We start from the raw sequence: 24,583 nt of genomic DNA on the forward strand, positions 1-24,583 counted from the left end.
CTGCAACTTTTTTTACGCTTACAGATCGTCGAGGAAAGTTTTATCCAGTTGCTTGAAGGCACGTTTCAGCAAATCGGCCAGCGCCTGATAGGTAGGTGTGCCTTCAGTCGGAACGCCCCCCTGGCCGGATGCCGCCAGCTTGTTGCGCACATCAATGAACCACTGCAACAGCATCGGTGGCAATGGCGTGAGCGAGCGGCGGCCTAGCCACCACAACCCCTGCATCGGCAGAACACAGGCGAACAACGCGGTGGCGATCGCCGGGCCGAGCTGACCACCCAACGCAATCTGCCAGGTCAAAGTAAATATCGCCAAGGGCGGCATACAACGGATAGCAAAACGGGTGGTGCATGCCACGCGGTGCTCTGGAAAGACCGGAGCCAGGCGTTTGTCTGACGGCCAGGTTTTCATATAATGCTGCCCGCACTGGAAGACCTGGAACCAGCTTACAGAACCGGTTGGTTTGCTTGTCATTGCGTACCTCCACTTCACCTAAAGTGCTACACAAGCCTAAAAATTTGAATTTTTAAAATTTATTTTGTGTTTGCAGCAGGCTATCGCTATCCTAGGCGGGCATTTTGACCACCAAAGATGATAAAAATTTCGTCAACCTTTAGCCTTATAAAAATCAATTTTATCTAAACCACAGTGAAATCATCGGTTTTTCATCATCGTGTAATCTTTTCCCTTTACATGAGGTTCATTATCCGTGTTGATGGCAGTATGCGCTATGCTGTTGCCTGATTGGCAAATAATTCACCGTGTGTTCTTGGTTTTCCTTTAACGACACAAACTCAACTATTTAAGTAGGTACTTCCATGTCGAGTAAGCTAGTACTGGTTCTTAACTGCGGCAGTTCTTCCCTGAAGTTCGCCATTATCGATGCTGCTAGCGGTGAAGAGTTCCTTTCCGGTTTGGCTGAGTGTTTCCACCTGCCTGAAGCACGTATAAAGTGGAAAATTGACGGTGCCAAACACCAAGCTGACCTGGGTGCTGGTGCTGCGCACCGCGAGGCACTGAACTTCATTGTTAGCACTATTCTGGCACAAAAACCGGCGCTTTCCGCGCAGTTGACCGCTATCGGCCACCGCATCGTACACGGCGGCGAGAAATTTACCACCTCGGCCATCATCAACGACGATGTGCTACAGGGTATCAAAGATTCTGTACCATTTGCACCTTTGCATAACCCGGCGCACTTGATCGGTATCGCAGAAGCTTTCAAATCTTTTCCTCAACTGGCGGATAAAAACGTTGCCGTGTTCGACACCGCGTTCCATCAGACCATGCCGGAAACATCCTATCTGTACGCCTTGCCGTACAGCCTGTACCGTGATCACGGTGTTCGCCGCTACGGTGCACACGGCACTAGCCACTTCTACGTGACCCAAGAAGCCGCGAAAATGCTGAACAAACCAGTGGAAGAAGTGAATGTGATCACCTGCCATCTGGGTAACGGCGGTTCAGTAACCGCAGTGCGCAACGGCCAGTGCGTTGACACGTCAATGGGTTTGACCCCGCTGGAAGGTCTGGTGATGGGCACCCGCAGCGGTGACATCGATCCGGCGATCATCTTCCACCTGCACGACACTCTGGGCATGAGCATCGACCAGATCAACCACATGCTCACCAAAGAGTCCGGTCTGCTAGGCCTGACTGGCATCACTAGCGACTGCCGTTATGTGGAAGACAACTATGACAGTAAAGTCGATGCTAAGCGCGCAATGGATGTGTTCTGTCACCGCCTAGCCAAATACATCGCTGCCTACAGCGCCCTGATGGACGGGCGTCTCGACGCGGTGATCTTCACCGGCGGCATCGGCGAAAACTCCAGTAAAGTGCGTGAACTGGCCCTCGGTAAACTGGGCCTATTGGGCTTTGACATCGATCATGAACGCAATATCGCCGCCCGCTTCGGCAAGTCTGGCACCATCACCAAAGACGGCAGCCGTCTGGCACTGGTTATCCCGACCAACGAAGAACGGGTCATCGCGCAGGACGCTTTTCGTCTGACCATGTAATGCGCTCAAGTCCTGTCAGCCCAGGCGGACAGGGTTATTTCAGCCTCATGTTAACTGTGAAGAGAACTGTTCTGTGTCACGTACAATTATGTTGATCCCCACTGGCACCAGCGTTGGTCTAACCAGCGTCAGTTTAGGTGTCATTCGTTCCATGGAACAGAAAGGCATTCGCCTGAGCGTGTTCAAACCTATCGCCCAACCCCGTGCTGGCGACGATGCCCTGGATCAAACCACTACCATCATCCGCAGCCATTCCCCCATCCCAGCGGCCGAACCGCTGCGCATGAGCTATGTTGAAAGTTTGCTCGGTGCCAACCAGCAGGATGTGCTGATGGAAGAGCTTGTGGCTCGCTACCACGAGAGCGCCAAAGACGCGGAAGTGGTATTGATCGAAGGGCTGGTGCCAACCCGTAAACACCAGTTCGCCAACGCGTTAAACTACGAAATCGCCAAGACACTGAATGCAGAAATCGTCTTCGTGCTGGCGCTGGGCAACGACTCCCCAACACAATTGAAAGAACGTATCGAACTGGCACGCAGCAGCTTTGGTGGCAGCAAAAACAAGAACATTACCGGCGTGATCATCAATAAACTGAACGCCCCGGTTGACGAGCAAGGTCGCACCCGCCCTGACTTGTCCGAAATCTTTGACGACTCCACCAAAGCCAGCATTACCCATGTCGATCCTACACAGTTGTTCGCTAACAGCCCGTTACCGGTGCTAGGCTGCGTGCCATGGAGCTTCGATCTGATCGCTACGCGCGCCATCGACATGGCCCGTCACCTGAAGGCACGTGTGATCAACGCAGGCGATATTATGACCCGCCGCGTGAAATCCGTGACCTTCTGTGCACGCAGCCTTCCGCACATGCTGGAACACTTCCGCCCGGGTTCCCTGTTAGTCACCTCAGCAGACCGCCCCGACGTACTGGTTTCCGCCTGTCTGGCAGCAATGAACGGCGTGGAAATCGGCGCTATTCTGCTCACTGGCGGCTATGCCATCGACGAGTTGATCAAGAAGCTGTGCGAACGTGCCTTTGAAACTGGCCTGCCAGTCTTTATGGTCGATACCAATACCTGGCAAACTTCGCTCAACCTGCAAAGCTTCAACCTCGAAGTGCCGTCTGACGACTATCAGCGCATTGAGAAAGTGCAGAACTATATTGCCAGCCACATCAATACTGTGTGGATCGAATCGCTGTCCGCTGCCTCCGAGCGCTCACGCCGCCTTTCTCCCCCGGCGTTCCGCTACGAACTGACCGAACTGGCACGCAAAGCGGGTAGACGCATCGTGCTGCCGGAAGGCGATGAACCACGCACCGTGAAAGCAGCCATCATCTGTGCCGAACGTGGCATTGCAAAATGCGTGCTGCTAGGCAACCCGGACGAGATCCAGCGCGTGGCTACGGCACAAGGCATTGAACTCGGCAAAGGTATCGAGATCGTCGATCCCGTCGCCGTGCGTGAAAGCTATGTGTCGCGTTTGGTTGAACTGCGTAAAAGCAAGGGCATGACCGAAGTGGTAGCACGTGAGCAGTTGGAAGACAACGTGATGCTCGGCACCCTGATGCTGGAGAAGGGCGAAGTCGATGGCTTGGTGTCTGGCGCAGTTCACACCACCGCCAACACCATCCGTCCGCCGTTGCAACTGATCAAAACTGCACCAGGCAGCTCGCTGGTATCCTCCGTGTTTTTCATGCTGCTGCCTGATCAGGTGCTGGTGTACGGCGACTGTGCCATCAACCCAGACCCGACCGCCGAGCAACTGTCTGAAATCGCTATTCAGTCGGCGGACTCTGCCGCAGCCTTCGGCATTGAACCACGCGTAGCGATGATCTCCTACTCCACCGGCAACTCTGGCGCGGGTAGCGATGTGGAGAAAGTCCGTGAAGCGACCCGTTTGGCGCAGGAAAAACGCCCTGATTTGATCATCGACGGCCCGTTGCAATACGATGCTGCCATCATGGCCGATGTAGCGAAATCCAAGGCACCGAATTCACCGGTTGCTGGCCAGGCTACCGTGTTCATCTTCCCGGATCTAAACACTGGCAACACCACTTACAAAGCGGTACAACGTTCTGCCGATCTGGTGTCTATCGGGCCAATGTTGCAAGGTATGCGCAAACCGGTGAACGACCTATCGCGTGGTGCACTGGTAGACGATATCGTTTACACCGTGGCACTGACGGCGATCCAGTCTTCCCAGGCTGACGCTGCAGCCGACAAGGCCCGATAACCGTAGGGCTATTCGCTAAAAAAACGTCGGTCACTGACCGTAATGCCGATCAGTTAAGGATCACTTGAACGATCCTACCTCTGTGTGAAAATCCGTAATCTCCCTGAGATTACGGATTTTTTTATGTTACTGAGTCAGGCGCTTGATGCCGTTCTTAAATTCTCTCCTAAAGAGTTTGCTGCACTGTCTGATTTGCTCTCACCTGAGCTTATCGATGAGTGCCTGGCTGATACCGGGGTCGTGACGCTTCGCAAGCGCCGTCTCCCCATGGAGATGATGGTCTGGGCTGTCGCCGGTATGTCCTTGTTCCGCTCATTTTCCATGAATCAGTTGGTTTCACATCTCGATATTATGCTGCCGGGTAGCGTCCTTTTGTCGCACCCAGCGCCGTGGTACAAGCCCGTCAGCGGCTCGGGGAAGATGTGGTTAGACTGGTTTTCGAGAAAACACGCCAACTCTGGTTCGAGAAAACACCGTTATCCCACTGGAACGGTCTGACATTGATGGCTGTAGACGGCACTCTGTGGAGAACACCGGACACGCCGGAAAATGATGCTGCTTTTGGACGAACAGCTAATGAGTATGCCCAGTCCGACTGGCCACAGCTGCGTATGGTCTGTCAGATGGAAGTGACCAGTCATCTGTTATCCGGTGTGAGCTTTGGCAGCGTGTCAGAAACCAGCGAAGTTGACCTTGCCGCTCAATTGGCCGGGCAGACGCAGGACCACTCACTGACGATACTGGATAAAGGCTTCTATGCACTCGGGTTGCTTCACCACTGGTGGTCATCAGGAACAGAAAAACACTGGATGATCCCACTGCGCAAAGGCGCGCAGTATCAGGTGCGCGAGAAGCTGGGTGCAGGACATGAACTGGTCGAACTCAGCTTACCCCCTCAGGCCCGTAAGAAATGGAAAGATGCGCCTCAAACACTGACGGCGAGGTTGATAAGTAAAGAAATCAACGGAAAAACAATACAGATCCTGACGTCAATGTGCGATCCGTTACGTTACCCTAAAGCTGATATCGTTGACCTGTACGGGCAGCGTTGGGAAATCGAGCAGGGCTTCAGAGAAATGAAACAGCATCTGTTGCAAAATGAACTGACGCTGAGAAGCAGAAAGCCAGAGCTAATAAGACAGGAACTCTGGGGTGTAGTGCTGGCTTATAACCTGCTGAGGTTCATGATGGCACAGATGGCTTACAGCCTGAAAAACGTGGAGCCTTACCAGATAGGGTTTAAACAGGCTGCACTGTATCTAACAGCGCAACTGAGCATACTGCCAGCGGTGGCTCCGGGAAAGGTGCCGAAAGTGATGAATGAAATCCTGGCGATGGCTGAAAGCTTCGTCCTGCCAGCCCGACGGCAAAGACATTATCCAAGAGCGGTAAAAAAGAAGCCGCAACGTTACCCGTTGCGGCGTCCTCAAAAGCTTAACTGACAAGCATTACGGTCACTGACCGGCGTTTTCCTTATTCAGCCCGCTCGGCGCAGCAGTGGGTTGGCAGCGTCCAGAATATGCTCGGCGATCAGGCCGTATTCCTGTTGCAGTAATACCTAGGTAGCCACCTGGCCGTAACTCCCCCCCCCTCCCCACACACCCAGCACATCGGTACTGGGCATTCCTCCGCCAGCACCTCGACCACTGCCTATCCCAACCGGTTAATGGATGTTGTAGTTCTCGTGGGTGCTGCCCCAGCATCTGCGCCTTCAGCGCATCGGCCACCATAATGCCATTGGCGATCAGCGTGATGTCGCTCCCATCGCGCAGCAGGTTGCCCTTGCCGATGGGGAATTTCCCACCGCATCTCCGGCGTCAGGCACAGGTGATGCAAGTTCTGCAGGTTTTCCCTGATAGGCCACGCCCTGCCTCTTGATGCTGTCGAGAATGACCACCAATGGCCGCTGCTCGCCGCTGCGCATCGGCGAAACCGCATCGCGCAATGCGGCGATGTCGTTACCCTTGGATAGTCTATGCCTCAAAGCCGAAGGCGTGGAACTTGCCGGGCAGGTCAAACGATTTGATCACGTCGTCCAACAGGCCATCCAGTTGCTGCTCGTTGTCATCGATAAACAGCGTCAAGTTATTCAGGCCTTAATACGCAGGCAGTGAAATAAAATTATGGACTGGCTCTATTAGGTCATTGATCGGCTTTTTATATTCAGCATCACGCGAAGTCAGGCGTTTTTATCTACATCGTGTCGTGGTTTGCCATAGCCCTGTTCGTTGTTGCGCGTCAGCCACAGCGACAACGCCTTCAGCGAATCCGGCGTGAACTCGTCGCAACGGGCAGTGATCTCTTCCGGCGTCAGCCAGCTCACTTCAGCCACTTCTTCTTCCTGCAACGCAAAAGGCCCGTGCGATACGCAACTGAACAGCGCACCCCATACTCGGCACTGCTGTTCTTCAAAGTAAAACAGACCGTGCTCGGCGAAGGGTACGCCAGCAATACCTAGCTCTTCCTCCGCTTCGCGGCGCGCTGAATCCAGCACATTTTCACCGCTCTGTACTACACCACCAGCAGTGGCATCCAAGCAACCTGGATAGACGTCCTTGATATCGGTGCGATGCTGCACCAGGATTTTTCCCATACCATTATGCACCACAATATAAGTAGCGCGATGGCGCAGCCGTTGAGTCCTCATCTGTTGACGACTGGATTGAGCAATCACCTCGTTTTGCTCGTCGACGATATCAACCCACTCGGTATTTGCAGCCTGAACCTGTTCTGCCATCCTCTAAAACCTTCTATTTTTATGCGCGGTGCATCCGGCGCGCTGGTTAATCAATGCGTGCTTTTCAAAGATTTTTATTGTGTATAAATTAGTGCGTTGACATCCCCTCTGCAACCCTTTGACCACCTTCAAATGTTCGGCAAGCAGATAATCTATCGGCCACAGTGAATATCAACCTTATTGCCTTGCCCGCATCAGCAAACTTAGAACCTATCCCATTAGGCTCCTAGCCCAAGATCTGCCCCTTGCGCCTGTAGAGAATGTGTTCCAGGCTGGCGCGCCATAGCATCAGACAAATCTCACACAGCCTGCTATTCTTAATTGCTATTGTTGATGGCGCTTTAGTTGAATTTCTGAAATAACTTTATGCACGGCGAAAACCGCAACAACGTGTAATGAATGACAGATCACCTTACCGCTGGAGGCAACATGATCGACCTGTATTACGCGCCAACTCCCAATGGCTACAAGATCACTCTATTTCTGGAGGAAGTGGGCTTACCCTACCGTATCCACCGGATAAACATCAGCGCTGGCGACCAATTCAAACCGGACTTTCTGAGCATTTCACCCAACAACAAAATCCCGGCGATCGTCGATCGACAACCGGTAGATGGCGGTGCACCCATGAGCCTGTTCGAATCCGGCGAGATCCTATTGTACCTGGCGGAGAAAACCGGCAAGTTGCTAAGCAAAGGGCTGCGCGAGCGCGCCGCCACGCTACAGTGGCTGTTTTGGCAGGTGGCGGGCTTCGGGCCGATGCTTGGGCAAAACCACCACTTCAACCATTACGCACCGCAGCCCGTACCATACGCTATCGAGCGCTACCATCTGGAAACCAAGCGGCTGTACAGCGTGTTGGAAGCCGAACTGCAAAAACATCCCTACTTAGGCGGCGACAACTATAGCATCGCCGACATCGCTACCTATCCCTGGGTGGTGCCGCACCTACGTCAACGCATCAATTTGGCGGATTACCCAACGGTACGCAATTGGTTCGAGCGCATCAGCAAACGGCCAGCAACCGAGCGTGCCTACAAACTGGACGAACAAAGTTAACCCCAGGCTGGATCCCGTAATTAACCGCCAGCCGCGTTCACGTAGAATTGCGGGATACAACATAACCTTATTCTCCATTTTCCGTGTATGCTGAGCACCAATAATAAGACCTGTGGAAATTCTCTGATGTCATTTAGTCAACCCGATGCAATCATTCGTATTAAAAATCTTAGGTTGCGTACTTTCATCGGTATTAAGGATGAAGAAATCAATAACCGTCAGGACATCTTGATCAACGTGGTGATCCACTACGCGGCGGACAAAGCACGTAACAGCGAAAATATTAACGACACGCTCAACTACCGCACCATCACCAAGGCGATCATTCGCCATGTTGAAGATAACCGCTTCGCCTTGCTGGAAAAATTAACTCAGGATGTGCTCAATATCGTCAAAGAACATGCTTGGGTAACCTATGCGGAAGTAGAGATAGATAAATTACTGGCTCTGCGCTACGCCGATTCGGTTTCAATAACCATGAGCCACCGCCAGAAGTGACGCCACGCCGTGGGGCAACCATAGGCCAATTTGCCGATAACTCTGCTAGTTGGGGTCTTGCCAGCGGGTAAACAGATCTACTGGCAATGCAATGTCAAACTGATCGATAACCCGATTGACGGTCTGATCAATAATGTCATCCACGCTTTTCGGCAAGTGGTAAAACGCTGGCACCGGCGGCATAATCACCACGCCCATTTCCGCCGCCTGAATCATCAAGCGCAGGTGACCAAGGTGCAGCGGTGTTTCCCGCACACATAACACCAACGGTCGGCGTTCTTTCAATATCACATCGGCGGCGCGGATTAGCAGGCCATCGCTATAGCTGTTGACGATACCAGACAGGGTTTTGATCGAGCAGGGCAAAATCACCATGCCCAGCGTTTTGAACGAACCGGAGGAGATACTGGCGGCGATGTCGCGTGCATCGTGCACCACATCAGCCAGCGCCTGTACTTCACGCAAGCTCAGCGAGGTTTCCAGCGCCAGTGTCTGTCGCGCCGCATTACTTATCACCAAATGGGTTTCCACTTCCGCGACATCATGTAATGCCTGCAACAGGCGCACGCCGTAGATCGCGCCGCTGGCACCGGAAATACCGATGATAAGTCGTTTCATAAAGTAGACCTCTGCCTTGGAAATATAAGCTCAGTCAAACTTTGCCGCAATGGCGAGGGATAAGCAAGCCAGAGAAGGGCAATGCACCGCGACGAACGCCGCAGTGCACCAAGATAGCACTTAGCCTTCGTTATGGATTTCCAGATTTTCCGCTTCGCTCTGCCCACATAGCGCTTTAGCATCGTCGTTGCGTAGCGACGCCAAATACTCCAGATAGCTCTGGTCAACATCTTTGGTGACATAGATGCCATCGAACACCGAGCATTCGAACTGGGCGATATCCGGGTTCTCGTCACGCACCGCTTCAATTAGATCAGCCAAATTTTGGAAGATCAAACCGTCAGCACCAATGATCTGGCGGATTTCATCCACTTCACGGCCATGGGCGATCAGTTCGTTCGCGCTCGGCATGTCAATGCCGTAGACATTGGGGAAGCGGATTTCTGGCGCGGCGGAGGCCAAGTACACCCGCTTGGCACCGGCATCGCGCGCCATCTCGACGATCTGCTCTGAGGTGGTGCCGCGCACGATAGAGTCATCCACCAGCAGCACGTTTTTATCACGGAACTCGGCGCGGTTGGCGTTTAGCTTACGGCGCACTGACTGGCGACGAACCTGCTGGCCCGGCATGATGAAGGTGCGTCCTACATAGCGGTTTTTTACGAAACCCTGGCGATATGGTTTGTCCAGGATGCGGGCAATCTCCAGCGCGATGTCGCAAGACGTTTCCGGGATCGGGATCACCACGTCAATGTCCAGATCTTCCCACTCACGGGCGATTTTCTCGCCCAGCTTTTGCCCCATACGTACGCGGGCGCTGTAGACCGAAATTTTGTCCATAAAGGAGTCAGGACGGGCGAAATAGACATACTCAAACAGGCATGGATGGGTTTTCGGGTTCTCCGCGCACTGACGGGTGAACAATTGACCTTTCTCGGTGATGTAGACGGCTTCACCCGGTGCCACATCGCGCAGAAATTCAAAACCCAGCGTATCGAGCGCCACGCTTTCAGAAGCCACCATATACTCGTTACAACCGTCTTCAAGCTGGCGTTTGCCCAGCACTAGCGGACGGATGCCGTTCGGGTCGCGAAACGCCAACAAACCGTGGCCGATGATCATCGCCACACAGGCATAAGCGCCGCGCAGTTGCTGATGCATGGTGGCCACAGCGCTGAAAATGTTGTCGGCCCCCAAAGGATAATGCGTGAAATGATCCAGCTCGCTGGCAAGCACGTTCAGCAGGATCTCAGAATCGGAGGTAGTGTTGACGTGGCGGCGGCCCCCCTCAAACAACTTATGACGCAGTTCATGGGCATTAGTCAGGTTGCCATTGTGTGCCAGCGTAATGCCGAACGGCGAGTTCACGTAGAAAGGTTGAGCCTCCGAGGCACTGGAGCTGCCAGCCGTTGGGTAACGCACATGACCAATACCCATGTTGCCCTGCAAACGCTGCATATGACGTGCCTCGAACACATCTTTCACCAAACCGTTTGCTTTACGCAGACGGAACCCGTTTTGGGCATCAATGGTGACGATGCCTGCGGCATCTTGACCACGGTGCTGGAGCACCGTCAGCGCATCATAAATCGACTGGTTAACCGGTGTAAAACCGGCAATACCGACAATACCGCACATGCTGTTTTTTCCTCTAAGCCGCTACCGCCCCGGTAAATGGGCCGGTAAGAAACTCGACGTGCTTTGCAAGTAGTCAAAGAACCACCTGATGATATAACTAAATTGGGGGATAAGCTGCGACTGTTTCCAATCTGTGCTTTGCGATAAGCCGGTAAAGGTATCCAGGAAGAACAGGATCGCTGCAACGATCAGCACGCCACGCAGTGCACCGAAACAGATGCCCAACACCCGGTCAGTACCTGATAACCCGGTTTTCTCTACCAGAGAGCTAATCACATAGTTACCCATTGCACCAATGATCAGCGTCGCGATAAACAAAATGACGATCGCGATACCGTTTCGCACCAGTGCATCTTCAAAACGAGTGAAGTAAACCGCAAGGTAAGAGTAGAAATGGCTGGCAACGAAAAACGCACATCCCCATGTCAACAGTGACAATGCTTCGCGAACAAACCCTCGGATCAGGCTCACCAGAGCCGAAAATCCAATCAGCGCTATAATGACGTAATCAATCCAGACCATGAACTATCCCAATGATGAATCGCCCTTGCTCCCTTTATCTTTCTAGCGGCAGCCCTCAACTTACTCCCCGCCCCAGGGAACTGCTCAGTGACTACTTTGAGGCAACTTGAAATTTACCAGGCGCATCCAATTTGCGGCGAATTCTAACAGAAAAAGAAAACGTTTTCGTAGGGAATTTCCCACCACGTTATAAATAAAAATAGTCAATAAGGGCGTGTTCTCGCACCGCATTATAGAGAATACTGATAAACCACGACCCGCTCGATCACCATGCAACTTCTCGGCGGACGCTTCCACTTCGCCTGCCAAAACCAACTCGTTAGAGAGCGGGCATATTGATACGCTCATCTTTTAGGGTTTCGACAATATCAAGCTCTTTCATGTCAGCCATCACGCCTTTCACGCCCTCAGCGTCTTTCACCCTATCACTGAGGCCGCCTTCAAATGACCGTCAGCGGTGCTCACGGGCAATGGCGGGACATCGCCTAACGCACGCTATACGGCTTCACCTGCCCACTTAACCCGCTGATGGCATTCAGCGCCGACAAAGAAGACTGTAGCTTTTGCTTCGAGGCATCTGGGCCAACGTAAATGCGCGTGAGTTGCCCCTGAACCGGTGTCGATGGCACGGTAAAGACGCGATAACCAGACAAACGCAGCGAAGCGACGATCTCGTCCACCCTGGCAGCATTTTTCAGCGCCCCGAGTTGCACAACATAAGCTTGTCCAACCGGGGCCTGCTCTTTCACCGATTTCTGCACAGGAGCAGGTTTAGGTTTCGGCATTAGGTCAGGTTTCACATCGACCGGTGTCGGCAGGGGCATGGGCTTATGCACCGGCGGTGGCGTGTTTTGGTGCCCCGCCTGCTGAACCGCCACCTCAGGGGCTAGCTGATGTTCAACTAAAGCCTCTGCCCCCACTGTTGGCGGCGCGAGCAACGGCTGAGTGACTGGCGGCAGCATGGTGTTTTCTTCCACGTCTCCCGGCTTCGGCACCAATGGGATCGCCGCGAACTCATCCTCATAATGTTTTTTTTTGCCGTCCAACAGCCCTGGCAGGATGATGACCCCCAGCGCGACCAGAATTACGGTGCCAACCAGTCGGTTCTGAAATTTACTTGCCACTCACACTCCTCGCCTCTCGTCTAATGCCACCATCACCTGTGCCACGGTATGGAACGATCCACAGACGATAACAATATCTTGTTTATCAGCATCCTGCATAGCCTGCCGCCAAGCGGTTTCAACATCGATAAACTGGCGCGGTTGCATCAAATGCTGTGCCAGCAATTCAGCGCGAGCACCGCGCGGCTCGTCAAGCGGCGCACAATACCATTCATCCACCTGCGCGCGCAGGCAGGCCAACGTGCCGGCGATGTCTTTGTCCGACAGCATGGCGACCACAGCACGCACCTTGCCGCCGTTGCGCGGCAGCTTCGCCAGACGTCCAGCCAGATAGCTGGCAGCGTGCGGGTTATGCGCCACATCAAGGATCAGTCTCGGCTCTTGGCACACAAGTTGAAAACGGCCAGGCAGCATCGCCTGCTGTAGCCCGGCATGGATTGCCCGATGGTCGATGTCCAGCGAGGAATAGCTCAGCGCCGCCAGTGCGCTAGCGGCATTGACCAGCGGCACATTCGGCATCGGCAAACCAGCCAGCAGCGTTTCACCACCTTGCCACTGCCAGTGCTCGCCTTGTTCACTATAACTCCAGGCCACCCCGTTGCGGTAAAGCGGTGCGCCCAGTGCTTCGGCCACCTGCTGGAGACTCGCTGGCATGTCCGCTTCGCCCACCACGGCCGGTTTGCCACTACGGAAAATGCCCGCCTTCTCGCTGCCGATACTTTCCCGGTCGTTGCCCAACCAATCGGTATGATCCAACGCAATGCTGGTGATCACCGCCACGCTCGGCTCAACGATATTAGTGGCGTCCAAGCGCCCACCCAAACCAACCTCCAGGATCACCACATCCAGCCGTGCCTGCTTAAACAGATGCAATGCAGACAGAGTACCAAATTCAAAATAGGTCAGTGAGGTTTCGCCACGGCCGTTCTCAATAGCAGCAAAGGAGTGGCTAAATTCCGCCTCGTTCAGTTCTTCACCCTGGATGCGTACCCGCTCGGTATAGCGCACCAGATGCGGCGAACTGTAAACGCCAACACGTAGGCCAGCGGCCAACAGCATGGCTTCTAGCGTGCGACAGGTGGTACCCTTGCCATTGGTGCCAGCAACGGTGAATACCGTTGCTGCGGGGGTCAATAACTCAAGATGCGCCGCAACGCGTTGCACACGTTCCAAGCCGAGTTCGATCGCCTGGCTGTGCAGATGTTCCAGATAGTAAAGCCACTCGTTCAATGGCGATGTGGCTTGGGGAATTGGGTGGTTTTGCATGAGTGCCATCGCTGGACTTGGTTCATTAATTCTCAGGCCCCCCACACTGGCCTGCACCCGTGCGGGGTCTCTGCCTGCACCTCAGGCGTCGGCCTGATTTTCCTGGGCGATGACCAGCGCTTCCTCATCAAAATGTGGCTGCGGTTGGTTGGTCAGCTTGGAAAGAATGCTGGCCAGGGTTCGGCGCATTTCTGGCCGACGAACGATCATGTCAATCGCGCCTTTTTCGATCAAAAATTCGCTGCGCTGGAAACCAGGCGGTAGTTTTTCACGCACTGTTTGCTCGATAACGCGTGGGCCAGCGAAGCCGATCAGCGCCTTCGGCTCGGCGATGTTGATGTCGCCCAGCATCGCCAGACTGGCAGAAACCCCCCCCATCGTCGGATCAGTCAGCACGGAGATGTAAGGTAGACCACGTTCCTGTATTTTGGCCAGCGCCGCGCTAGTTTTCGCCATCTGCATCAGCGACATCAGTGCTTCCTGCATGCGCGCACCACCGCTGGCGGAAAAGCAGACCAGCGGGCAGTGGTCTTCCAGTGCTTGCTCGGCTGCTCGCACAAAACGTGCACCAACCACGGACGACATAGAACCACCGATAAAGGCAAATTCAAAAGCAGCGGCCACGATCGGCATACCGTACAACGTGCCTTTCATCACCACTAATGCATCTTTTTCACCAGTCGCTTTCTGCGCAGCGACCAAACGATCTTTGTACTTTTTAGAATCTTTGAACTTCAGAATGTCATTCGGCTCCAGTTCGCCGCCCAATTCCACTTCGCTGCCTTTATCCAGCAGGGTGTGCAGACGCATACGCGATGTCATGCGCATGTGGTGGTCACACTTAGGGCACACTTCCAGATTACGCTCAAGCTCGGCGCGATAGAGAACCTGGCCGCAGCTATCGCATTTGGTCCAGACCCCTTCAGGAATGCTCGCTTTACGGGTTTGTGTAATATTGCTTTTGTTAAGAATTCGTTCAATCCAGCTCATCGATAACCTTTCTGCTTGAACCTGGCAAACGCCAGTCCGCTGTTCATGTCCCCCCGAAGAAGCCTCAGGATTGTGCACAAGAACAGACCATAAATGTCGCTCATTAAACCATATCAGCTCAACACTGTGGATAAAAAACTGGTCGAACCGAAAAGCTAGGCGATGTTTTTACTTTTGCTGGCGGGTAGCCCGCCAGATCTCAATGATACCCGGTAGAATTGAAATAATGATGATAGCCATGATCAACAGTTTCAGGTTTTCCTGCACCACGGGCAAACCGCCGAAAAAATAGCCAGCATAAGTGAACAGCAATACCCAAACCAGTGCGCCCACGACGTTATAGACAGCAAAGTGGCGGTAGGACATATGCCCCATACCAGCGACGAACGGTGCAAAAGTACGTACGATCGGCACGAATCGCGCTAAGATAATCATTTTCCCACCGTATTTCTCATAAAATCGATGCGTTTTATCCAGATAGCTGCGACGGAAAATCTTCGAGTCTGGGTAGCTGAACAGTTTTTCACCAAACAGTCGGCCGAGGGTATAATTGACCGCATCGCCAATAATCGCCGCCGCTACCATCAGCACCACCATGGTGTGCACATTGAGATCATTGGTCGGTAATGCCGCCAGCGCGCCGGCAACAAACAGCAGAGAATCCCCCGGCAGGAAAGGCGTCACCACCAAGCCAGTTTCGCAAAACAGGATCAAGAACAAAATAGCGTAGACCCATATGCCGTACTGTGCGACTAATTCGACCAAGTGGGCATCAATATGCAGAATAAAATCAATAATAAATTTGATGATATCCATCAGTTCTCTCTTTAACGCCGGTGACCTTCCCCCAGCAGCAAGCGTAGGGAACAATAGATTCAAACACGCCAGCGTTTAATCGTCAGGTAAAAACAGCGGCCCCAGCGGCGATCGTGGGAGAGCAAAATGCTCAGGATAATCGACTGAGACCAAATATAGACCTTCGGCTCGTGCCGTCGCTGCCGCCAGATTACGATCCCTCAACGCCAACAGCTCAGCCAGCCAGTTCTCATTCCGCTTGCCGCAACCAATTTCCATCAGGCTGCCGACAATATTGCGCACCATATGATGCACGAAGGCATTGGCCTTGATATCCACCACAATATATTCGCCTTGGCGCGTGACCTTGACATGTTTTACCTTGCGCCACGGCGTGCGCGATTGGCATTGCGCGGCGCGAAACGAAGTAAAATCGTTCTCACCCAGCAGCGCCTGCGCAGCGCGATGCATCCGAACGGCGTCCAATGGATGGTAAAAATGGGTCACTCCTTGCTGCAATACTGCCGGACGGTTACGATGATTGTAGATGATATAGCGATAGCGGCGTGCGATAGCGCTGAAACGCGCATGAAAATCGTCGGCGACAGCGCTTACCCAGCGCACAGCAATATCCGGCGGTAGATGGGTGTTCACTCCCATAGACCAAGCGGCGTCCTTGCGCCGTGCGCTGGTTTCAAAATGCACCACCTGCCCGGTAGCGTGTACCCCAGCGTCAGTACGCCCGGCGCACAACACGTTGATCGGTGCATCCGCGACCTTGCTCAACGCCTGTTCCAGGCAGCCCTGCACACTAGCCACTTCCCGTTGCTGCTGCCAGCCGTAATAACGGCTGCCGTCATATTCAATGCCCAGCGCAATCTTTTGTGTCGGTTGGACGGGCAAAGCAACCTCAGACATCAGTACATCTGCTCCTGCACCAGACGTTCTGCGGTTTCGATAGCCATCAACGCCCCGCCGAAACGCACATTGTCCGCTACCGACCAGAATTGTAACAGCGCCGGAATACCGTAATCGTTACGCAGGCAACCAATACTTAACGCATCGCTGCCGGATGCTTCGGTCACTTGAGTCGGATAATCCTCTTCCTCGCTCAGTTGAATGTCTTCGGCCTGCTCCAACTCACTGCGCGCTTCTTCTGCGGAAATTGGGCGTAAGGCTTCCAGATGCACCACCTGCGCATGGCCGTAAAATACCGGCGACTGAACGCAGCTCACCGAGATCGGCAACCCCACGTCCCGCAACACTTTGCGCACCTGATCGACGATTAAGCGTTCTTCGCGCACGCTGCCTTGTTCATCAGCCAGGAGCGGCAACAGGTTAAATGCCAATTGTTTGGCGAACACGCCAGGTTCAGCCGGAATACCGTTAAGCAAACGCGCGCTCTGAGCAGCCAGATCATCCACTGCCACTTTGCCGTGCGCCGAGGCCGACATCAATGTCATCACGTGTAGGCGCGAAATCCCCGCTTGTTCGGTTAGTGGTGTGATCGCCGTCAGCAATTGACTGACCATGCTATCAGCGATGGCAACGATATTGCGGTTACGATATTCGGCCAGCACCTGCGGGTTGACGCCCGGTACCACCAGCGGTACGTCCGGCTCCAAAGCGAACAGGCCGCTGGTGTCGATCACCAGACAGCCCATATTGGCAGCCTCTTGCGCATAGCGGGCCGAGGCTTCGCTACCGGCGACAAAGAACGCTAGCTGTGCCTGCGACCAATCGAACTTCTCCACGTTTTGCACCAGAATGGACTTACCGTTGAAGCGCACGGTCGCACCGGCGCCACCAACACTTGCCAAGGGATGAAGCTCACCTACTGGAAACTGGCGTTCCTGCAACAATTCCAACAACGCTTCCCCCACCGCGCCAGTAGCGCCAAGCAGAGCGATATTCCAGCCGTCAGACATTGGGTTTTCTCCTGAGTATTGCATTTAAAAGCAAATGAGTCGTGTTGCCACCGCCCGATAATCTTTGCCGCTGACTCTTGGCTGTGTCCGGCTATTGATTGTGGCCCCCTGGTTGCCCCAAAAGCGGGTAATCAAGCGGAGGGGGGAGTTCAAGCCCGACAACGCAGAATAGCGACTTTTGGGGCGCGGCCAGTAGAGCTGGGGCCATTTGACGCACCGTTTATTTGGCGCAGCAAACCTCGCAACCCACGCCTTGCTACGTATTCAACAGCCCCCCAACGGCGCTCACGGGCAAGGGCCGGACACAGCCTACCATAGCGGCGATAACATAAGACTGTAGTGGTCAACTAAAACTGGCCACCGCGTTAGAGTTTTTCCAGTATCGGTTTTCCGATTCGTTTGGTGGTAACCCACCGTTATATTCATGCGGCCTGAGCGCGCTGTAATACCCAACGATATAGTCCGTTATTGCGTGGGCTGCATCGCTGAAGTTTATGTAACCCGTCACCGGTACCCATTCGTTCTTCAGACTCCTGAAGAAGCGCTCCATTGGGCTATTATCCCAGCAGTTTCCACGCCGACTCATACTCTGTCTGATCCGATACCTCCACAGTGACTGCCGGAACTGTCTGCTTGTGTAATGGCTGCCCTGATCGCTGTGGAACATCACTCCGGCTGGTTTTCCCCGGGCCTCCCACGCCATCTCCAGCGCTTTGATGGTCAGCCTGCTGTCCGGTGAGAACGACATTGCCCAGCCCACCGGTTTTCTCGCGAACAGGTCGAGAACAACGGCGAGGTAGGCCCAGCGCCTGCCTGTCCAGATATAGGTCACATCGCCACACCACACCTGATTAGGCTCTGTCACTGCGAACTGCCGCTCAAGGTGATTCGGGATAGCGATGTGTTCAAGGCCACCGCATTTATACCGATGAGTGGGCTGTTGACAACTGACCAGCCCCAGCTCTTTCATGAGCCTGCCGGCGAGCCATCGTCCCATCCTGAAGCCCTTCATGGTTGCCATAGTTGCGATACTCCTTGCGCCAGCAGAGCCATGGCTGACGCTATGCAGTTCCAGTACCTGGCTGCGTAATACAGCTCGTCTGCCATCTGGTTTTTCAGGACGGTTTTTCCAGTATTTGTAGCTGCTGCGATGAACCCCGAACACGTGGCAGAGTGTGACCACCGGATAATGCGCTCTGAGTTTCCCGATTATCGAGAACTGTTCAGGGAGTCTGACATCAAGAGCGCGGTAGCCTTTTTTAATATTTCGTTTTCCATTTCAATACGTTGTATTTTTTTCCTCAGCTCACGTATTTCAATTTGTTCAGGAGTAATGGGAGAGGCTTTAGGTATTTTTCCCTGCCGCTCATCACGCAACTGCTTCACCCATCGCGTCATTGTGGAAAGGCCGACATCCATAGCACTGGCTGCATCTGCCACGGTGTAGTTCTGGTCAACGACCAGTTGAGCGGATTCGCGTTTGAACTCTGCACTGAAATTTCTTTTTTTCATTGAAGCACCTGTAATGTCCTGAGGTGAGCATATCACCTCTGTTCAGGTGGCCAAATTCAGTGTGCCACTACAGACAACCTTACGGAATATTTACAGGACGTTGAAACCCAGCTCAAGCAGCAACTCCGCGCTGGCACTGTCATGGCACTGAACGCGCAGCGAAGACCATTCGCGGCGCTCCTGATAGTATTTGCGCAGGCGATCAAACTCACCCATCAGCCCCGCGACATTGCGCAGCAGCGCATCATCACGGCGCACATCATACACCAAGTGAATCAATCGTTTTAATTTGCCTTCATCCAACACCCCATTGAGTTGGATATGGCTGAATTCTGCTATCGGCAGCAGTGAGGCCAATGCAATCTGCTGTGGCTGCCCAAGATAACAGCTGTAGGCCTCAAATACTTGCGTGGTGCCGCGCGCTTTGCCCTCCAGGGTATAGCCCGCGATATGCGCGGTGCCGATGTCCACCTGTGCCAGCAACGGCAGGGAAAGATCCGGCTCCGGATCCCAGACGTCCAGCACCGTGCTCAGCTTTTTGCCTTTTTCCAATGCCTGCAACAGCGCTGCGTTGTCGACCACCGCGCCACGGCAGGCATTGATCAGAATACGGTTGTCCGGTAGTGCTGCTAGCAGATCGGCATCAGCCAGATGCCATGAGGTATAAGGGCCAGACTTATTAAGCGGCGTATGGAAGGACAGGACATCGGCTTCTGCCACCAGCTTCTCCAGCGGCCAAAACTCCCCCACGTCACCGCGCGCTGCGCGCGGTGGATCACACAATAGCGTACGCGCGCCCAATGCTTTCAACCGCGCATCCAGACGCGAGCCAACGTTACCCACGCCGACGATACCGATGGTTTTATCACGCAGTTGGAAACCATCACGTTCAGCAAGCACCAGTAAAGCGGAAAACACATACTCGACCACCGCGATAGCATTACAGCCTGGTGCGGCGGAAAAACCGATGCCTTGCTGCTGAAGCCAAGCCTCATCAATGTGGTCGGTGCCAGCGGTGGCGGTGCCGACAAAACCAACGCGGCTACCAGCCAGCAATTCCGCATTCACCTGGGTAACCGAACGCACCATCAGTGCCTTGGCGTCCGCCAGCACATCACGCGGGATCGGGCGACCTGGCACCACCTGTACATCGCCCAGGCGACTGAACAGCTCAGCCGAATAGGGCATATTTTCATCAACCAGAATTTTCACTGCGTTCTCCGACGCTTTACCGCAACTTATCTGTGAAATAGTGTGCCACTGAATCATGCCCGGCGGAAGCACTTAGGGGGAGCGTCAGTACCAAAAACTTGTCCTCGGACGATGGCAGGTAATTTTGCTGGATAGGGGATTGAGGTAATATTATTTTTACATTTTTTGATTAAGATCATTTAATCATACTGGATAATAGTCAAGCGGAGACGTAATATCAGCCAGGTAATTGGCATATCTTTGAGGAATGAAGGGCATGACAAGGAAAGTTCAAATTAAACGATGTAAATTATTCTCTTCCCACATTTATGGCATTGAGGATTTTTTTAGTTTTCTCTGGTGGAGGAGCTTATCGTTATTGCGGCGGATTAGGTGATATTTCTAGCAAAGAATCTATTTCCACCAATATCTATTCCTTTTTAAACGAATAGATATAATTCATCACTCATGGTTAAAAACCTTAAATAAGATACCGTTACTTATCATTAGAGTTCCCTGCATAGCAGTTCTTATCACCCTTCTCTCATTGGAGAAATAACAAATGGCACAATCTGTTATTAGGAGCTTCTTTTATAGAATAGATAGATTGCTTTTATATAACATCCTTTCAATTATTGTGGGTCATTGATTAGGAGATCCATACAAATGGATAACTAACCTAAATATTAATCTGTGAGAAGCATAAATTGTCAATAGAACAAATCTGGCGGTGCCAGAAAACGCTGAAACCGATGCGTAGCACAATCAACCCGGCTTTCACCCACATTAGTTGGGCCCCATTGTGGCTATGTGGCTATGTGGCTATGTGGCTAATTAGACCTTATTGATAATAATTATCATGAGTATACTGTTCCCGTTGCTAGCAGTGCTGATCTGGTCAATCAGTGCCATAGTCAACAAACTTGCCGTCACTACCATCGATCCAGCAGCCATCTCCTTCTACCGCTAGCTACTGGCGCTAATCATCCTGACACCCTTTGTATTGCCGGGGGTGATCGGCAACCGACAGGCGGTGCGTGTCAATGGGCTAATACCGCCGCGATCTTTATGAACTTAACACCGGTGTTCACTGCCATCATCGCCGTACTGTTCCTGCATGAACAATTACACAGCTACCATCTGTTAGGCGGCGATATCACCCTGCTCGGCGTGATTTTATCCCAATGCCTACCCACCTCGTGGGGCCAGCGCGCAAAAATACCCACCACCGGGGGGGCATTCTGCAAGGATCAGGACAACCGTTGAAAATGCGCCCGCAAGCTGCTGTGCTCCACCAATCGCTCCTCGCCCAGGCCAAAAAAATGCTATTTTTCCTTTACCCACTTTTCATTTGCCGCGCATTGCTTTATCTGTAGCACCTTTTTACAGCACCAAAGGATGTTTTATGACTAACACTTTCACCAAAGGGTTACTGCTGAGTAGCGTAATCACCTTGCTTTCCGCCTGCAACAAACCGCAATCCCGCCCGCAGATCGACATCAACGGCAAAACCATGGGTACCTTTTATAGCGTTAAGGTGAGCGGTGATATCGCCATCAGCAAAGAGCAGTTGCAGCACCAAATCGATACGCTACTAGAACAGGCCAACGACGATATTTCCACCTATCGTGCCGATTCGGTGCTGTCTCGTTTTAATCATTCCCGCAGTACTAACCCACAAGCCATTCCGCGCGGTATGGCAAATATCATACTGATGGCTCAGCGCATTGGCCAGGATACCGGGGGTGCCATGGACATTACCATTGGCCCGTTGGTGAACCTGTGGGGCTTTGGGCCGGACAAACGCCCGGTCAAGGTGCCAACCCAGCAGCAAATAGCAGCGGCGCAGAAGAAGGTAGGGTTACAGCACCTGAATCTGTTCAGTGACAGCCGGGGAGAATGGTTACAGAAAGACCTGCCTGGTATGTATGTCGATCTCTCGACGTTGGGCGAAGGCTATGGCACCGATGAACTGGTGCGGCTGATGACGCGCAACGGCATCACCAACTATCTGGTTTCGGTAGGCGGCGCGGTATCTGCACACGGCGTTAACAGTCAGGGCAAACCCTGGCGAGTGGCAATCCAGAAACCAACCGATCGTGAGAATGCCGTGCAAGCGCTGGTCGATTTACAGGGCTACAGCATCAGCACAGCTGGCAGCTATCGCAACTATTTTGAGCTAGATGGCCAGCACTATTCGCATATCATCGATCCAAGCACCGGCAAGCCAATTCAACATCGGCTAGTGTCCGCCACGGTGATCGCTTCCACCGCGCTGGAAGCTGATGGCTGGGATACTGGGCTGATGGTGCTGGACACAGAAAAAGCGTTACAGTTAGCGCAAGAAAAAGGGCTAGCGGCATATCTGATCAGCAAAACTAACGATGGTTTTAGTACGGTGATGACGCCGCAGTTCAAGGCATTTCTGGTGCAATAAGATAAAAAGCTCAGCGTAAACTGAACTGGAAAAAAGGAGAATATATGCACCTGATTTCTGGATGAAAGCTTGCACAGGCCATCATCAACGATGAACTTTCACTCTACAATGCCACTATAAAATCTCGTTTCCTCAACGAGAGCACTGTTGATCAGTGGGTTAAGCATTTTTTCGTTACCTAGGTGTCATATTCATGTGACGATAGCAACCCGATGATTTAAATGGCCGTGGAAAACAGTTCTACGCCAAACCACCTCGCACGCCTAACCCAGTGGGGTAATGCGCTGGCATTGGGATACGCCGTGCATTGCTCAGATAGCGAGCAATCGAACCGAAATGGTCAATTTAGCGTTGACACTCCTAGGGCAGCTGGATATGATGCGCCCCGTTCACACGATTCCTCTGTAGTTCAGTCGGTAGAACGGCGGACTGTTAATCCGTATGTCACTGGTTCGAGTCCAGTCAGAGGAGCCATATTCAGGTCAGCAGACGTTTCCTAACGTCTGCCTTCCGCTTTTCAGTCAGGCAGTTATCCTTTCCCCCACGTTCCACCACGTCCGATAAAGTACGGCACCATCCACCCTCATTTCATGGTACATTTGCTGGTATATCCGGTTCGATCTGTTTTGTACCATCAGACGGAGGGCTGACCTGTGGCGCTTACTGATATAAAAATAAGAAATACAAAGCCTTCCGTGAAAGCCGTCAAACTTACGGACGGCCTCGGTATGTATCTGCTCATACACCCCAACGGCTCAAAATACTGGCGCATGCAGTACCGTTTTGGCGGTAAGCAAAAAACTCTGGCACTTGGCGTTTATCCTGCCATCTCTTTATCTGATGCAAGGCAACGCCGTGACGAAGCAAAAAAGCTGCTGGCGAAAGGAAGCGACCCTGTTATGAAGAAGCAGGACGACAAACGGGAAAACAGCGGCATTTATTCGTTTGAATCGGTCGCCAGACAATGGCATGCGGGCAATAAAAAATGGTCAGAAGAATACAAAGGAAAAATTCTGCGTACGCTGGAAACCTATCTTTTTCCGGTAATCGGCAATCGCCATATCGCAGAACTAAAAACCCGCGACCTGTTGGTGCCGATAAAAGCGGTTGAGGATAAGGGTTTTAATGAAGTGGCTGTGCGTCTTCAACAGCGTACCACCGCCATTATGCGTTACGCCGTTCAACAGGGCATTCTTGATTACAATCCTGCTCAGGAAATGTCAGGTGCGATTACCACAGGTAAACGCGCTCACCGTCCCGCCCTGCCCTTTGAACGATACCACGAGTTTTTAGAACGTATTGACGGTTACCGTGGACGATTACTTACCCGGCTGGCTGTGAAACTTACCCTGCTGACCTTTATTCGTTCCAGCGAACTACGTTTCGCACACTGGTCTGAAATTGATTTTAAAAAATCGTTATGGACGATACCAGGTGAGCGTACAGCACTACCGGGCGTAAAAAACGCACATCGTGGAGCCAAAATGAAAACCCCGCACCTGGTTCCACTTAGCAGGCAGGCCATTACCATCCTGAAAGAAATACAGGAAATCAGTGGCGACCATGATTTCATTTTTATCGGCGACCACTATGCCGACAAACCCATGAGTGAAAACACGGTCAACAAAGCACTACGCACTATGGGCTACGACACGCAGAAAGAGGTCTGCGGTCATGGTTTTCGCACAATGGCATGCAGTTCACTTATTGAGTCAGGTTTATGGTCAAAAGACGCTGTGGAACGGCAGATGAGCCATCAGGAACGGAATAATGTACGCGCTGCTTACATCCATCAGGCCGAACATCTGGATGAGCGCAGGCTTATGCTGCAATGGTGGGCTGATTTTCTGGATGCTAACCGGGAAGGTATGGTCAGGCCGTTTGAGTTTGCACGGAAGCATTAAATGTCCGAAGCCGGGGTCGCCTTCGCCCGTATCTGCTTATTATACGGGCAGTTTACCAGGTAATGAAAAGAACATTGAACACAATTCGATGCCAGTGGTAACGAGAC

At 52.8% G+C, this 24,583-nt stretch carries 19 protein-coding genes, 1 tRNA gene and 4 pseudogenes; 9 read left to right on the plus strand and 15 right to left on the minus strand.

The window, feature by feature from the left end; all coding sequences use genetic code 11:
- Positions 1-18 precede the first annotated feature (18 nt).
- On the minus strand, positions 19-474 hold the full coding sequence (yfbV, locus tag SYMBAF_RS07730; protein ID WP_040265605.1) for a terminus macrodomain insulation protein YfbV: 456 nt from the start codon (positions 472-474) through the stop codon (positions 19-21).
- Between the two features lie 344 nt (positions 475-818).
- Between yfbV and ackA the strand changes: the two genes are divergently transcribed.
- From ackA to SYMBAF_RS07745, 3 genes and pseudogenes are all read left to right on the plus strand, one after another.
- Positions 819-2,021, plus strand: coding sequence for an acetate kinase (ackA, locus tag SYMBAF_RS07735; protein ID WP_040265604.1), 1,203 nt, complete (start codon positions 819-821; stop codon positions 2,019-2,021).
- Positions 2,022-2,094: 73 nt separating this feature from the next.
- A complete protein-coding gene (gene pta, locus SYMBAF_RS07740) occupies positions 2,095-4,257 on the plus strand; it encodes a phosphate acetyltransferase (protein ID WP_040265601.1) in 2,163 nt (720 codons plus the stop codon).
- A gap of 123 nt (positions 4,258-4,380) precedes the next feature.
- Positions 4,381-5,699: pseudogene (locus SYMBAF_RS07745) on the plus strand (IS4 family transposase).
- A 35-nt stretch (positions 5,700-5,734) separates the two neighbouring features.
- Here the strand turns inward: SYMBAF_RS07745 and SYMBAF_RS17665 are convergent.
- From SYMBAF_RS17665 to yfcD, 3 genes and pseudogenes are all read right to left on the minus strand, one after another.
- Positions 5,735-6,062, minus strand: a pseudogene (locus tag SYMBAF_RS17665) (transketolase family protein); the annotation flags it as partial.
- Positions 6,052-6,350: pseudogene (locus SYMBAF_RS17670) on the minus strand (thiamine pyrophosphate-dependent enzyme); the annotation flags it as partial. The pseudogenes SYMBAF_RS17665 and SYMBAF_RS17670, both read right to left, overlap by 11 nt.
- Positions 6,351-6,436: 86 nt before the next feature.
- Complete coding sequence (gene yfcD / locus SYMBAF_RS07755; RefSeq protein WP_040265597.1) at positions 6,437-6,994, minus strand: NUDIX hydrolase YfcD; 558 nt, start codon at positions 6,992-6,994, stop codon at positions 6,437-6,439.
- A 429-nt stretch (positions 6,995-7,423) separates the two neighbouring features.
- Here yfcD and yfcG point away from each other — a divergent pair, with 429 nt between their 5' ends.
- Both yfcG and folX read left to right on the plus strand, forming a co-directional pair.
- Positions 7,424-8,053: a GSH-dependent disulfide bond oxidoreductase gene (yfcG, locus tag SYMBAF_RS07760; RefSeq protein ID WP_040265595.1), complete on the plus strand. Its 630-nt coding sequence runs from the start codon at positions 7,424-7,426 to the stop codon at positions 8,051-8,053.
- 126 nt (positions 8,054-8,179) lie between these two features.
- The gene (gene folX, locus SYMBAF_RS07765) at positions 8,180-8,551 is read left to right on the plus strand and encodes a dihydroneopterin triphosphate 2'-epimerase (protein WP_040265594.1); all 372 of its coding nucleotides are present in this window, start codon (positions 8,180-8,182) and stop codon (positions 8,549-8,551) included.
- A gap of 45 nt (positions 8,552-8,596) precedes the next feature.
- Here folX and SYMBAF_RS07770 read toward each other — a convergent pair whose 3' ends face one another.
- The 11 genes from SYMBAF_RS07770 to pdxB form a co-directional block, all read right to left on the minus strand.
- Positions 8,597-9,169 carry a UbiX family flavin prenyltransferase gene (locus SYMBAF_RS07770; protein ID WP_006709632.1) on the minus strand — a complete coding sequence of 191 codons (573 nt, stop codon included), beginning with the start codon at positions 9,167-9,169 and terminating at the stop codon, positions 8,597-8,599.
- Between the two features lie 120 nt (positions 9,170-9,289).
- Positions 9,290-10,807, minus strand: a complete 1,518-nt coding sequence (gene purF / locus SYMBAF_RS07775) for an amidophosphoribosyltransferase (RefSeq protein WP_040265593.1) — start codon at positions 10,805-10,807, stop codon at positions 9,290-9,292.
- A 21-nt stretch (positions 10,808-10,828) separates the two neighbouring features.
- A complete protein-coding gene (gene cvpA, locus SYMBAF_RS07780; protein WP_040265592.1) occupies positions 10,829-11,329 on the minus strand; it encodes a colicin V production protein in 501 nt (166 codons plus the stop codon).
- A gap of 485 nt (positions 11,330-11,814) precedes the next feature.
- Complete coding sequence (dedD, locus tag SYMBAF_RS07785) at positions 11,815-12,453, minus strand: cell division protein DedD (RefSeq protein WP_040265589.1); 639 nt, start codon at positions 12,451-12,453, stop codon at positions 11,815-11,817.
- Positions 12,454-13,719 carry a bifunctional tetrahydrofolate synthase/dihydrofolate synthase gene (folC, locus tag SYMBAF_RS07790; RefSeq protein WP_040265587.1) on the minus strand — a complete coding sequence of 422 codons (1,266 nt, stop codon included), beginning with the start codon at positions 13,717-13,719 and terminating at the stop codon, positions 12,454-12,456. It abuts the gene before it with no gap.
- Between the two features lie 81 nt (positions 13,720-13,800).
- A complete protein-coding gene (accD, locus tag SYMBAF_RS07795) occupies positions 13,801-14,709 on the minus strand; it encodes an acetyl-CoA carboxylase, carboxyltransferase subunit beta (RefSeq protein WP_006709637.1) in 909 nt (302 codons plus the stop codon).
- Positions 14,710-14,877: 168 nt separating this feature from the next.
- Positions 14,878-15,525, minus strand: coding sequence for a DedA family protein (locus tag SYMBAF_RS07800; protein WP_040265586.1), 648 nt, complete (start codon positions 15,523-15,525; stop codon positions 14,878-14,880).
- 75 nt (positions 15,526-15,600) lie between these two features.
- Entirely contained in the window at positions 15,601-16,422 is an 822-nt protein-coding gene (gene truA, locus SYMBAF_RS07805) for a tRNA pseudouridine(38-40) synthase TruA (RefSeq protein WP_040265584.1), read from the minus strand.
- Positions 16,422-17,432, minus strand: a complete 1,011-nt coding sequence (locus tag SYMBAF_RS07810) for an aspartate-semialdehyde dehydrogenase (protein ID WP_040265582.1) — start codon at positions 17,430-17,432, stop codon at positions 16,422-16,424. Before SYMBAF_RS07810 ends, truA begins: the two co-directional genes overlap by 1 nt.
- 343 nt (positions 17,433-17,775) lie before the next feature.
- Positions 17,776-18,944, minus strand: a protein-coding gene (locus tag SYMBAF_RS07815; RefSeq protein ID WP_152609001.1) for an IS3 family transposase whose coding sequence is annotated in 2 segments (ribosomal slippage) — positions 17,776-18,695 and positions 18,695-18,944 — 1,170 coding nt in all. Because the reading frame shifts where the segments join, the coding sequence is not laid out codon by codon here.
- A gap of 90 nt (positions 18,945-19,034) precedes the next feature.
- The gene (gene pdxB, locus SYMBAF_RS07820) at positions 19,035-20,156 is read right to left on the minus strand and encodes a 4-phosphoerythronate dehydrogenase PdxB (protein WP_040265580.1); all 1,122 of its coding nucleotides are present in this window, start codon (positions 20,154-20,156) and stop codon (positions 19,035-19,037) included.
- Between the two features lie 1,026 nt (positions 20,157-21,182).
- Here pdxB and SYMBAF_RS18380 point away from each other — a divergent pair.
- From SYMBAF_RS18380 to SYMBAF_RS07840, 4 genes and pseudogenes are all read left to right on the plus strand, one after another.
- A pseudogene (locus SYMBAF_RS18380) lies at positions 21,183-21,401 on the plus strand (EamA family transporter); the annotation flags it as partial.
- Between the two features lie 139 nt (positions 21,402-21,540).
- Positions 21,541-22,572: an FAD:protein FMN transferase ApbE gene (gene apbE / locus SYMBAF_RS07830; protein ID WP_040265576.1), complete on the plus strand. Its 1,032-nt coding sequence runs from the start codon at positions 21,541-21,543 to the stop codon at positions 22,570-22,572.
- A gap of 398 nt (positions 22,573-22,970) precedes the next feature.
- Positions 22,971-23,046: transfer RNA gene (locus SYMBAF_RS07835), tRNA-Asn, on the plus strand.
- Positions 23,047-23,225: 179 nt separating this feature from the next.
- The gene (locus SYMBAF_RS07840; RefSeq protein ID WP_040265574.1) at positions 23,226-24,476 is read left to right on the plus strand and encodes a tyrosine-type recombinase/integrase; all 1,251 of its coding nucleotides are present in this window, start codon (positions 23,226-23,228) and stop codon (positions 24,474-24,476) included.
- The last annotated feature ends 107 nt before the right edge of the window (positions 24,477-24,583 follow it).

The sequence above is a fragment of the Serratia symbiotica genome, from assembly GCF_000821185.2.
Taxonomy (GTDB): domain Bacteria; phylum Pseudomonadota; class Gammaproteobacteria; order Enterobacterales; family Enterobacteriaceae; genus Serratia; species Serratia symbiotica.